The organism is Streptomyces sp. NPDC058872 (genome assembly GCF_042743065.1).
In the GTDB taxonomy this organism is placed as follows: Bacteria; Actinomycetota; Actinomycetes; order Streptomycetales; family Streptomycetaceae; genus Streptomyces.
Map to the genome: position 1 here is coordinate 73,804 of NZ_JBHYMK010000021.1, position 11,560 is coordinate 85,363.

Here is an 11,560-nt window from a genome sequence, read left to right on the forward strand (position 1 = left end):
AGCGCCCGTGCCGTGTCTCCTGGCCTGGTACTCGGGGGGTACTGGCTGCGTCTCCCTCCGGGCCTGCACGGTGGACCCCGTCGCCGGTATGACAGCCGCGACGAATACGAACGGACACGGAACAGAGCAGGAGCGTCCCCGATGCGTGCAGTGGTCTTCTCCCGGTACGGCGACGAAAGCGTTTTGGAGTGCGCAGAACGGCCGGCACCAACTCCGGCGGACGGCGAGATCCTGGTGGAGGTCAAGGCCGCCGGCGTCAACCCGGTCGACTGGAAGCACCGCGAGGGAGCGGTCCGCAGCGACCGGCCGTTCCCGCTGGGGATGGGCTGGGACGTGGCGGGAGTGGTGCGGGCCACGGTGCCGGGCGGCCCGGCGGTCGGCGAGGCCGTGTACGGGATGCTGCCGCTGCCGTACGGCGGCGCCTACCAGGAGCTCGCGGTTCTGCCCGCCTCCGCCGTCGCGCCCAAGCCGGCCCGGCTGTCCTACGTGGAGGCCGCCGCCGTGCCCCTGGCCGCCTTGACCGCGTGGCAGGCCATGGAAGTGGCCGGAGTGAAGGCCGGGACACGTGTCCTGGTCCACGCAGGCGCCGGGGGTGTCGGGCACTTCGCCGTCCAGTTCGCCCGGCACCTCGGGGCACACGTCACCGCGACCGCCTCCGCCCATAACCAGGACTTTCTGCGCCGACTCGGCGTCGACGAGCCGGCCGACCGCGCGACGGCGGACCTGACCGCCTCGGAACCCTTCGACATCGTCCTGGACACCATCGGAGGCCCGGTGCAGCACCAGTCATGGCATCTCCTTCGACCGGGCGGCACCCTCATCACGCTCCCCGAACCCGTCGACGAGACACACCGCCTGCCCGGCATCACGGCCCACCGCATGATCGTCACCCCAGACGGCGAGGCACTGCGCCGCATCGGCACCCTCATCGACTCCGGCGCCGTGCATGTCGAGATCCATTCCGTCCTCTCCCTGGAGAAGGCGGCCGAAGCACACCGCATCAGCGCTGAGGGGCGGGTGCGCGGGAAGCTGGTCCTCAGCTTGTGAGACACCGGCAGCCGACTGCACACCCGTCGGGTCCACCCCGAGGTACAGACAAGACCCTCGCCTTCTCAACAGGCGACCACAGGCTGGGACCCGCGCCGCATGCGCTGTGACGGAGGTCACGATCTGGACTGCTGAAGCTGGAGTCATGTCCCAGGATCTAGTTTGTGTATCGAAAGTGGATCTTGACCGATAGGTGATCACGGTTCATGAGGCGGGGAGATCCCACGGATGAGCAGTGGGCTTTGCTGGAGACGTTGTTGCCGAAGGGGACGAAGGCAGGGCGGCCTGTAGAAGGAACCGCCGGACGGCGTCTTCACTGAGCCGGTCGATCGCGGGCTGGGACGCTCACGAGGCGGGTTCACCACCAAGCTGCACCTGGCCGTCGAGCAGGGGCAGAAACCCATGTCGATCGTGGTGACCGCAGGGCAGCGCGGGGACTCGCCGCAGTTCGAGCCGGTGCTGGAGAAGGTCCGTGTGCCCCGCCTCCACCCGTTCAAGACGCCTCAGCCGAGACCTCCCTCACCCGTCCACAACCTCCCGGGGCAATACACCTAGGGCTCCGTCTGTTCACCGCGTCCGGACAGCTCGTGGCCATCGGCCGTCGGCGCACCCTCCGTCTGGCACGACACCGGCCCGGTCACATCACCGCAGCCCTCGACCGGCTTACCCAACTGCCCGCCCCAGGCTGACCAGCGGACTCCCCACCCCTTCGACAGCACCACCGGCCCGGAGTAGTGGAATCCGGCGCCGTCCAGAGGCGGCACCCGAGCCCTCAGCCTGCACAGCTTCAGCCCACGGCACGAAAACGGTCCCCCGACTCCGTCGACTGACCGTCACGAAACTTCGAGGCTAGGACGCTTCGACTTCGGCCATAAGCAGTCGAAGAGTAAGCGAGTGCTTTTCACGGGGCAGGGTGTCAAGAGCCGCGCGGGCGTGCTTGACGCCGCCGCCTCGGTCCCCGGACTTGGCGAGCATGAGTCCGTGATGCATTTCAAGGTGCGTTGCGAACCGGGGCAGTGACTCGGGCAGCTCTCGGCGGGCTGCTTCCTGCGCCTCTACGGCAGTTGACTCATCGCCGAGTCGCGCAGCGAGTAGGGAGGTAAAGACGTTCATGCGCCACCACGGCACGGCGTAGTCGGAGGTCTGCTCGTGCGACCCCGTTGAGTCGAACACCCGCAGTGCCCTGTCCAAAAGCTCTCGGGCCGTAGTGTGGTCCCCTCGCAGCGCCGCGGCATGTGCCTTACCCATCAGCGCGTTCAGCAGTCCGAGTGAGGGCCGGTCACTGATCGCCATGGCCTGGTCTGCGAAAAGGTCTGCCACTCCGAGTGCTGCCCCCTCATACCCCAGCGCAATCGCAGCACGGCCCCGAACCCAGATGCGGGCCTGATCGTCTCCGGATCGATCGGCAGCCTCCGCGGCAAGCCTGTACCAGTTGACTGCACGTCTCCCGTCAGCTCCAGGAAATGTCTTTGCGTACAACGTCATCAGCCGGGCGCCGACAGACCAGAGCTGCGGGTGTTCGAGTTGCTGTTGGACGATGACCAGTTCGCCAGAGATACGGCGCTGAATGTCCGCTGCCCCCATGCTCATGTACTCGGTGCCGTAAGTCGTTAGCTTCCCCTCCCAGTCTTCGACAGTCGGCCCGCCATGTAGTCGAGCGCCGAAACCGGCGGACAGCAGGTCCGACGCCACCACCGGTGCTATAGCGGTTGCGGCTACGTCAGACAGGAACGTACGACGTTTCATTTCGCTCTCAAGGACAGCTAGCGGCACGTCAAGGACAGCGGACAAGCATCGAAGGTAGAAGTTCCCCGGCTCTACCTTCGAACGCTCCCAGCGGCTCACGTACTCCCGATCAATGTTCGTTCGGAACGACTCGTTGATCTCCTTCGCAAGTCGTCCTTGTGACCATCCTTGGGCGATACGCAGGTCTCGAATCAAGGCCCCAACGCTCATAGGGCTATCTTGCCCCTAGGTCTGCCACTGTGTACGAACGACGGCTCTCCCAAGCCAACTTGACCCTGAACATGCCCCTAACCGCTCCGTAGCCGCGCCGGAACAATCTGTGCCGTCACGGCGATGTGAGGGGACAGTGAGACATGCCCGGAGAAGAGTGGACCCCCGTTGTACAGCGTTACGCGGTGGACACCAGCGGCATCACGCTCCGGCTCGGGCGGGTGACCGCTTGGGATGGTGCCGTGGTCCACTTGGTGCCGCCAGGCGGGGGTGCCGGGTGGACAGCGTCCCCCACCATGCTGCGCCGGCCGAACGAGGAGGAATGCGCGAGCATCCGCGTGCTCACCTCTCCCGTGCCGACGGTGACCCCGTGACCCGGGTCTACGGGTACGTGCTGCACCGCATCCGGCGCGACCCCGAGTCCGAGCCCGTCGTGTCGGCCCGTTGCCTGCACGAGGGGTGCGCGTGGACGTCCGCGCCGAGCGCGACCGTGAGCCCCGTCGACGACGCGTGCATGGGGCACACCGGCCTCAATCCGGAGCACGCCCGCTTCGCCCGGCAGTTCGCTGACGTGGCAGTCGTGGGCCGTTTGGACCCGGTGTGAGAGGCGCAGTGGCAGCGGCCGTGCTCGACGGTGCTGCTGACTCGTGCTCTTCCTGGCGCTCACGGATGCCCGGTGGGGCTGCGCGAACTGGCCTGGACATGCGCTGAGTGGACTGCCTGAGGTTTCCTGCCCATCCCTTATCCCCTGACGCGGGTTTGACGTCACGTCCCCAGACTCCGCCCTCTGGCGCGGCCTCATCCGAAGGGAGGTCCCGAGCCGAGGGGCGGGCAAGACCCTGCCCGTTGCCCGGGCAGGTTCCATGCGCGACACAAACAAGAGGAGCGAAAGCATGACCGCTGTATCTTCCGATCTCCGCACCGGCCGGTCCCTCGTGGACGCGGAGCTGTTCAACAGCGTCGCCGAGTTCACCGTGACGCACTTTGGCTACGAGCAGGGGAAAGCGGAGCGCGCGACCGACCAAGCGTTGGCGTTCCTCGCCACGGTCGGTACGGCCACGGTCAAGATGGTTCCCTCGGATGACGTGGACTGCGCGCTGCACAGCTTCATCCTCCACACCGTCGACTACCGCGAGTTCTGCGAGACGTACGCGGGCCGTTTCCTGGAGCACAACCCGCGCCCCGGTGGCGGGGGCAGGGTTCTGGAAGAGGTGCAGGCCACTGCCCACGCGATCAAGGGCAACGGGTTCATGGTCATGGACTCGCTCTGGACCGTGAACGGCGAGAACGCGGCGCAGTGCGACTCTGACTGTGGACGCGACTACCGGGCTGTCTAGCCGCTACGGTCCGGCCGGGAGAGCGTGCGGGGCCGGTCGCCGTTTGGTGGTCGGCTCCGCACCATTGGGAGAGTCGAGAATGGCAACAAGCACACCACCCAAGGGACTTCCGCGCGGAGTTCTCGACGTGATCACGCCGACGAACACCCGTCCCGTGGTCAACCGGCGGGGGTCGACGGTTTGGTACGTCGAGACCGAGGGCGGACCGTATGCGGTGAAGATCGGGTATCCGAGCCACACGCACGCCCATACCGCCCTCGCTCCGAGCCGTGAAGCGCACGTTCTGCGCGCCCTCGGGGCCGGACCCATCTACGACGGCGAATGGGCCGAAGGCACGTGGAGCGTGCAGCCGTGGCATTCGGGGCCGAGCCTGTACGAGCGATGGGCAGTGCACCGCACACCCGGCAATCGGACCGCTCCGGGCCGACGCGATGCCCTTGCCAGTGCCACCGCTCTTGCGGACTTGCACCGGTCCGGGTGGGTGCACGGGGACGTGCAGCCGGCGCACCTGATCATGGGAAGGGCCGGGGCGACGTTGATTGATCTCGGGTTGGCGCGTGGTGGACCTGTCCCTGCCCGATGGGACTTCCCGTACAAAGGTTGCCTCGTCCACTACGAAGCCCCGGAGATTGCCCGCAGCGTTCTTGCGCACGGCACCGCCGAGCCGACCCATGCGTCTGATGTGTACGCGCTCGGGGCCTCGCTCATGATCAGCGCAACGGGGTGGCGTCATGTTGCCTACGCCGATGAAGCCTCACGCGAGGACCAGCGGCAAGCAATCGTGGACAAGCCGCACCGCCCGGTCATGATCGCGGGGGAACTGGGCGGGCTGGTGGACGCCATGCTGAGTTACCGGCCGTCCGACCGTCCCACGGCCCATGAGGTTTGTGCGGCCCTGATGCTTGCCACGTAGCGCTATATGGCGGGTTCCCCTGTACCGTCCCGTCCGCGCTCAGCTCCCCCATGTAGCGGCGTGGCGTTGCTGATATCAGCTACTCGCCCCTTGGCCGTCGCCCTCGCGTGTCGGCTCGGCTACGTATGTCCCTCGCTGCGGCACGGTGAAGACAAGTCCGGCAGAGACCAGTTCGGCGACTGCGCGGCGCACCGTGGGACGGGACAACCCGTACGCATCACACAGGGCGGACTCAGACGGAATCGGACGACGGGGCTTCCAGTCTCCCCGGGCAAGCCGCGCCCGCAGGATACCGACGAGTTGTTGATACGGGGGCTCGGGAGCGTCGCGCTCCACCTGGTCATCAGGGCCGAAAGTCATGGGGAAACGGTATCGGCCCGGTCTCATGCGGGCACATTCCGCCATGTTGCTTTACGTGCCTTTACAAGTGCTGACGAGAGCTGACGTAAGCATCTATGCTCAGCAAGGAAAACGCCCCGACAGACCGCTTAGGACCGGTCCGCCGGGGCTTGCCGAGACAGCTTTAGGGAGCTGAAACGACCATGCGCGATCTTATCGCCCTCGTATCCATCGGACTCGGGTCACTGCTCTTACTGTGGTGCGCGCTCGAAGCGCGTCCGCCCCGCCGGCCCGGGCGCCACTCCGCAGCCCACCGCGCACCCGAGACCCTGCCCACCCTCACCGGCCCCCACATGAGGCCGTGGCCGACCCCCACCCCGGAGCACGTCCGCGCCCGCCGCGCCCCGCTCCGCGGCGAGGACACGGCCCTGATCCGTCCCTATGCTCCCGGCGGTCGCGCGGTGGACCCCGGGGTCATCCACGAGCGCCGCACGGCCGCCGTGCTCGCCACGCTCGGCGTGGATCATCCGTACGGCTACGAGGGGGACCAGTTCGACGTGCTCGCCGGCCGGACCGCTGCGGGGGTGAGCGCATGACCCGCGACGGACTGACCGCCGACTCCGCCGGGCACGTGGCACTGTGCGTCGCGTGCCGCACCACCACGCACGCGCCCGTGGCGGTCCGCTGGATCCAGAGTGCCAGCGGTCCCGGCACGACCCTCTACGCCTGCCCGGACCATGCGGCGGAACTCGCCCCAGGTCCTCTGCCCGGAGAGCTGGAGCAGCCCGTGTAGTCCCTTCCCGCGGACGCGGAAGCCCCGTCCGGTCAGGGCCGGACGGGGCTTCCGCTCTGTGCTTCAGGGCTTCAGGGCGTGCGCAGGTGCGCGGACGTCGCAGTTCTGGTGCGTCGGGGCGGCATGGGGGTGACCCCTTCTGCACGAAAAGGGCCGAGCCCCCTCGGCCAGGACGGCGGACCGGTCGAGAGGGCTCATACGTGCTGCGGGTTGCTGTGTCTGTGCATCGGGGTCAGAGGGACCCGTTGCTCACCTGGCCGACGAAGGCGTTCCACGAACCGGGACCGAAGGAGAGGGACGGGCCCTCGGGGGCCTTGGAGTCCCGCACCGCGACCGCGGTCATCACGGGGGACTTCACTTCGACGCAGGCTCCGTTCCCGCCCGAGTACGAGGACTTCGTCCAGGTGTCCGTACCGCCCTGAATGATTGCCATGCTGCTCACTCCGGTTCTACCAAGTAGCCTTTTTCGCCAACGTTCTTGATGGCGTGATCGACGCTACTCGCCGGCCCCGTCTGGCGGGACCGGCGTTCACACGACCGAGTGGCATATTCCAACCCTGCTTCCGTGGGAGCGGTCGCGGGCTGTAAGGTGCCTTCCCCGTCCTCTCCGGGTCATCCCTGGGCGTGCTTCTTGGCCATTTTCGAAATGAACTCGCGCGTCTGCTCGACGTTCAGCGCCTGGGCCCTCAAGTGCTCGTACATGACGGAGTACTTGCTGACGTCCGGGGATTTTTCCAGGTACAGGTCGCTCGTCACGCCCTCGATGTAGACGACGCTGGAGTCCGAGGTGTCCGGAAACTCCAGGATCGAGTACTGCCCGCTGATCCCGGGGTGCGCGCCCATCTCGAAGGGCAGCACCTGCACGGTCACGTGCGGCAGCTGCGACTGCTCGATCAGGTGCTCCAACTGCTCCACCATCAGCTGCCTGCTGCCGACGATCCGGTGCAGCGCACCCTCGTCGATGACCGCCCACAGCCGCAGCGGACGTTCCTCGTCCCGGATCCGCTCCTGGCGCCGGGTGCGGACCGTGACCCGCTTCTCGATCTCCGCCGGCGTCGACTCCGGCAGCGCGCCCGCGATCACGGCCTCCGCGTACCGGTGCGTCTGGAGCAGCCCGGGGATGATCTGCGGTTCGTACATTCGCAGGCTCTCCGCGTCCGTCTCCAGACCGATGTAGACGCTGTACGGGATGTCGCCGAAGGCGTGCCACCAGCCCTGCTGGCGGGAGTCCTTGGCCATCTGCATGAGGGAGTCGACCATGCGCTCGTCCTCGACCTCGTACACCCCGCACAGGTCGCGGACGTCACGCTGGCTGATGGAGCGCCGGCCGTTCTCCAGTCGACTGATCTTGGACTGGGAGACGAGGAGGCGCTCGGCGACCTGCTCGGCCGTCATGTTCTTCGCCTCGCGGAGCTTGCGCAGCTCCTGGCCCAATCGGCGTCGCCTGACGGTGGGATTGACGTTGGACGCCACGGAAACTGCACCTCCGGCTGTCTGCTGCGTAGCTGTGCGTACCTACTGCTTGGCAGACTGCCACCAAAGGCCGGGTGTGCGCTGGGAAAACAGGACAACGCACGTGTGCGGGGCGGCCGTCCAGGCCGCCCCGCACGACCGTGCGGCTTTCGGGGTGGTTCTTCTGGTGCAGGGTGGTTCTCGGTGCCGGCCGCGCCTGGTCGCGCGCTCGACCGGTCGATCAGTGTGCGGCCGCGCGGGCCATGCCGCCGCGGGGCTGCGCCGGGACGCCCGCGGCGCTCCGACGCGGCTGCGCCGCACCGTTCTGGACGTCCATCACGGCGTGCGCCACGAGTCCGCCCATGGGGTCGTGCCGGATCAGGTCGCGCAGCCGGGACCGCGACGACCGTCCTTCGTTGCCGGGGTAGAGGTGCTTCCCGAGACCGACCGCATGGGCCAGCGCGGCAAGCGCCGCGGTCCGCGGGTCCGGCGGTACGCCGGTGCGGATCGCACTGTCCAGTCGGGCACGGATCTCCCGACTGATCGCCGTGTCCGTCGCTTGGTAGCGAGTCGTCGGCAACACCCCGCACATCTGGCTCTCCACGGCATGCACCATGCCGCATCGCTCCAGATGCGAGAGATACGTCTGACGGAGCCCCAGTCGGGGTCCGCCGATCCAGTGGACGGCCCGCACCGGGCTGCCGCGCCTGCGCAGCAGTTCCAACGCGGAGTCCAAAGTCGGATCTCCAGTCGGCCGTGGCATCACCACGGCGATACGATCCCCGTCAGGGGCTATCCGGCCTGCCAGAGCCAGCTCCACTAGCTGTGCTCCGGCCAGACCGAGGTCGAGCGACTGCGGCTGCGCTGTGGTACCCGTGGTCGGGTCCAGAGCGAGCAGTAGAAGCTCTTCCGGAATAGTTCTGCGGCTCCTGCCCATCCATGCCTCCCCGCGTGGATGAATGACAGGGTGACCCCTCTCACATTCATCTGTCGAGAGTGCCCGGGTGGTTCATCCGGGAACCAGTAGGTATGTCGTTCTCGTCTAGCACGGGGGCCAAGGGGTTCACACAGGACACTGGTAGACGGTTCGGACGTACGCATGACGCATGGAGGAGGCACGGTGGCGGGCGAGTCCCCCGACAAGGCGGAGCAGCAGGGGTCGTCTCAGGAGACGGCGACCCCGGGCGGCGGGGACCGTGATCCCCGGCTCTCCGTGCTCCAAGGGTCAGAGTCCCCGTCGGTCCGGGTCGACCAGCCGACGGCCGTGTTCAAGAACCTGGCTCCGCGCACGCCCGAGGACGACGTGCAGAAGGAGCAGAAGGAACCGTCCACGCCGGCGGAACCGTCTGCGCCGGAGTCCGGGGCCGAGCCCGAGGGCGAGCGCCTGAAGACGGCCGTGGCGGCATGGGTCGCTTCGACGGGGAAGCCGGAGGCCGAGGAGCCCGAGGCCGGGGCGTCGAAGGGCGGGACGTCGAAGACCGGGGAGCCGGAGGCCGAGGAGCCTGCGGACGGGCCGGAGGGCGGCTCGGAGCCGAGGCCCGAAGGCGCGGCGGACGGCCCCGGGGGCGACGAGTCCGAGGACGCCCCTGCGGACGGAGACCGCGACGGTTCCGGCGACGCGACGGACGAGGTGCCCCACAGCGGCGCGGGCGCGGACGCGGACGACGCCGACGGCAAGGAACCCGTCGAGGACAGCGCGCCGGTCGATTCCTGGTTCGCCGCACGGAAGCGCCCCGCGGCTGCCAAGGCCGAGGCGCCGGCTGCCCCGGTCGAGCCGGCTGCCCCGGTCGAGCCGTCCGCCCCCGACGCCCCCTCCTCCGACGCCCCCTCCTCCGACGCCCCCTCCTCCGACGGCCCCGCCGGCGCGGGCGCCCGCCCGGACGGTGCCGTTACCGGTGCTGCCGCGAAGCCCCAGGGCGCTCCGGCTGCCGCGGACGACGACGGTCCGGTCGACCAGCCGACGACCATGTTCAAGGCGGTCCGTCCGCCGGTCGTGGACCAGCCGACGACCGCCCTGAGGCTCCCGGCCGATCTCACCGCCGGCTCCGCCGCGAAGGCCGACGTCGCCGCGAAGGCCGACCCTGCCGCGCAGGCCGGCTCCGCTCCGAAGGGCGACTCCGACAGCGAGCGCACCAGCGTCTTCCGGCCGCTGCGCGCCGACATTCCGGCCGAGCAGAAGGCGGAGAAGGCCGCACGGGCGGCACGGGAGGCCGAGAAGGCGGCCGGGAAGACGGCAGAGGAGGCCGGGAAGGCGAAGCCCGCCACGGAGGCCGCCAAGCCGTCCGCGGCCGTGCCCTCGCCCGCCCCCGCGCCGTCCGCCGCCGCGCCGTCCGCCACCGCGTCCGTGGAACCGGAGCGGACCCGGCAGCAGCCGCTGCCTCCGCTGCCGCCGCTCGACCTGCTCGCGGAACTGACGAACACCCCGCCCCCGCCGCCGAACGCACTGCGGACGACCGTGCGCCGGCTGCGGATCTGGACCCCGCTGGTGCTGCTCCTGCTGATCGCCTTTGCGATCGTGCAGATGGTCCGCCCGCTTCCGGCCCCCGCCCTGACGATGTCGGCCGAGCCGACGTTCACGTTCGAGGGCGGAAAGCTGGACATGCCGTGGCCCACCGAGGGGCAGGGGGCCGTCGAGGTCGAGGGCGTCGGGTCCATCGGGACGTACGGCCCGCAGAGGCCGGCCCCGATCGCCTCCGTCACGAAGACGATGACGGCGTACGTGATCCTCCGCGACCACCCGCTCAAGGGGAACGAGCCGGGCCCGGAGATCGAGATCGACCAGAAGGCGGAGGACCAGGGGAAGGCGGAGCACGAGTCGAGGGCCCCGGTCAAGAAGGGGCAGACGTACTCGCAGAAGGAGCTCCTGCAGCTCCTCATGATCCCCTCCGCGAACAACGTGGCCCGGCTGCTCGCCCGCTGGGACGCCGGCTCGGAGGCCGCCTTCATCGAGAAGATGAACGCCGCCGCCGAGGAGCTGGGCATGACCCAGTCCACCTACACGGACCCGTCCGGCCTGCTCGACACCACCATGTCGACGCCGCAGGACCAGCTGAAGCTGGCGGAGGCGGTCATGCAGTTCGAGGTCTTCCGCGAGATCGTGAACATGCCGAACGTGACGGTGGACGGCATCCCGGGCCGGATCGAGAACAACAACAACATCCTGCTCGAACCGGGTGTGAGCGGCATCAAGACCGGCTCCTCCACCCCGGCCGGCGGCAACCTGCTCTGGGCGGCCAACACGGTCATCGACGGCCAGAACCGTCGCATCCTCGGCGTCGTCATGGGCGCGCAGGACGCCAAGTACCTCGGCGAGAAGCTCCAGCTCGCCATCGACAACAGCCTGAAGCTGATCCAGAAGGCACAGCAGGACGTCACCTCGGCGGCCGTGGTCGAGAAGGGCCAGGTCCTCGGCTACGTCGACGACGGCCTCGGCGGCCGGACCCCCGTCGTGGCCACCAAGGAGCTCAGGGCGGTCGGCTGGCCCGGCCTCCTGGTCCAGCTGGACCTCACCGACGGCGGCAAGGCCGTCCCGCACACCGGCAAGGCGGGTGACGTCATCGGCCAGGTGTCGATCGGCACGGGCGCGGGCAAGGTCAGTGCTCCGGTCGCGCTCCAGTCGGACCTGGCGGAGCCGGGCTTCGACAAGAAGCTGACCCGCCTGGGCTGAGGGGCCACGCGCGCGGTCGGGCACCCGGGGACACCGGGTGTCCGACTGTTAGCGTT

At 68.8% G+C, this 11,560-nt stretch carries 12 protein-coding genes and 1 pseudogene; 8 read left to right on the top strand and 5 right to left on the bottom strand.

Annotation, left to right across the window (positions count from 1 at the left end):
- Positions 1-141: 141 nt before the first annotated feature.
- The gene (locus ACFW22_RS16100) at positions 142-1,047 is read left to right on the top strand and encodes an NADP-dependent oxidoreductase (RefSeq protein ID WP_386403981.1); all 906 of its coding nucleotides are present in this window, start codon (positions 142-144) and stop codon (positions 1,045-1,047) included.
- Positions 1,048-1,598: 551 nt separating this feature from the next.
- Positions 1,599-1,736, top strand: a pseudogene (locus ACFW22_RS16105) (IS1380 family transposase); the annotation flags it as partial.
- Positions 1,737-1,896: 160 nt separating this feature from the next.
- Here the strand turns inward: ACFW22_RS16105 and ACFW22_RS16110 are convergent.
- The gene (locus ACFW22_RS16110) at positions 1,897-3,003 is read right to left on the bottom strand and encodes a helix-turn-helix domain-containing protein (RefSeq protein WP_386403984.1); all 1,107 of its coding nucleotides are present in this window, start codon (positions 3,001-3,003) and stop codon (positions 1,897-1,899) included.
- Positions 3,004-3,325: 322 nt separating this feature from the next.
- On the opposite strand from ACFW22_RS16110, the gene ACFW22_RS16115 reads away from it, so the two are divergent.
- The 3 genes from ACFW22_RS16115 (at position 3,326) to ACFW22_RS16125 (ending at position 5,253) form a co-directional block, all read left to right on the top strand.
- On the top strand, positions 3,326-3,607 hold the full coding sequence (locus ACFW22_RS16115; protein ID WP_386403987.1) for a hypothetical protein: 282 nt from the start codon (positions 3,326-3,328) through the stop codon (positions 3,605-3,607).
- 289 nt (positions 3,608-3,896) lie between these two features.
- Complete coding sequence (locus ACFW22_RS16120; protein ID WP_386403990.1) at positions 3,897-4,340, top strand: hypothetical protein; 444 nt, start codon at positions 3,897-3,899, stop codon at positions 4,338-4,340.
- A 79-nt stretch (positions 4,341-4,419) separates the two neighbouring features.
- On the top strand, positions 4,420-5,253 hold the full coding sequence (locus ACFW22_RS16125; RefSeq protein WP_386403993.1) for a protein kinase: 834 nt from the start codon (positions 4,420-4,422) through the stop codon (positions 5,251-5,253).
- Between the two features lie 75 nt (positions 5,254-5,328).
- Here ACFW22_RS16125 and ACFW22_RS16130 read toward each other — a convergent pair whose 3' ends face one another.
- A complete protein-coding gene (locus ACFW22_RS16130) occupies positions 5,329-5,658 on the bottom strand; it encodes a GntR family transcriptional regulator (protein WP_386403996.1) in 330 nt (109 codons plus the stop codon).
- Between the two features lie 137 nt (positions 5,659-5,795).
- Between ACFW22_RS16130 and ACFW22_RS16135 the strand changes: the two genes are divergently transcribed.
- Positions 5,796-6,188, top strand: coding sequence for a hypothetical protein (locus tag ACFW22_RS16135; protein WP_386403999.1), 393 nt, complete (start codon positions 5,796-5,798; stop codon positions 6,186-6,188).
- A complete protein-coding gene (locus tag ACFW22_RS16140) occupies positions 6,185-6,385 on the top strand; it encodes a hypothetical protein (RefSeq protein WP_386404002.1) in 201 nt (66 codons plus the stop codon). Before ACFW22_RS16135 ends, ACFW22_RS16140 begins: the two co-directional genes overlap by 4 nt.
- 232 nt (positions 6,386-6,617) lie before the next feature.
- On the opposite strand, the gene ACFW22_RS16145 is transcribed toward ACFW22_RS16140, so the two are convergent.
- From ACFW22_RS16145 to ACFW22_RS16155, 3 genes are all read right to left on the bottom strand, one after another.
- Positions 6,618-6,818: a DUF397 domain-containing protein gene (locus ACFW22_RS16145; protein WP_386404005.1), complete on the bottom strand. Its 201-nt coding sequence runs from the start codon at positions 6,816-6,818 to the stop codon at positions 6,618-6,620.
- A gap of 179 nt (positions 6,819-6,997) precedes the next feature.
- A complete protein-coding gene (locus tag ACFW22_RS16150; RefSeq protein WP_386404008.1) occupies positions 6,998-7,858 on the bottom strand; it encodes a helix-turn-helix domain-containing protein in 861 nt (286 codons plus the stop codon).
- A 220-nt stretch (positions 7,859-8,078) separates the two neighbouring features.
- A complete protein-coding gene (locus ACFW22_RS16155) occupies positions 8,079-8,774 on the bottom strand; it encodes a GPP34 family phosphoprotein (protein ID WP_386404011.1) in 696 nt (231 codons plus the stop codon).
- Between the two features lie 162 nt (positions 8,775-8,936).
- Here ACFW22_RS16155 and ACFW22_RS16160 point away from each other — a divergent pair, with 162 nt between their 5' ends.
- The gene (locus ACFW22_RS16160; protein ID WP_386404014.1) at positions 8,937-11,504 is read left to right on the top strand and encodes a serine hydrolase; all 2,568 of its coding nucleotides are present in this window, start codon (positions 8,937-8,939) and stop codon (positions 11,502-11,504) included.
- Positions 11,505-11,560 lie beyond the last annotated feature (56 nt).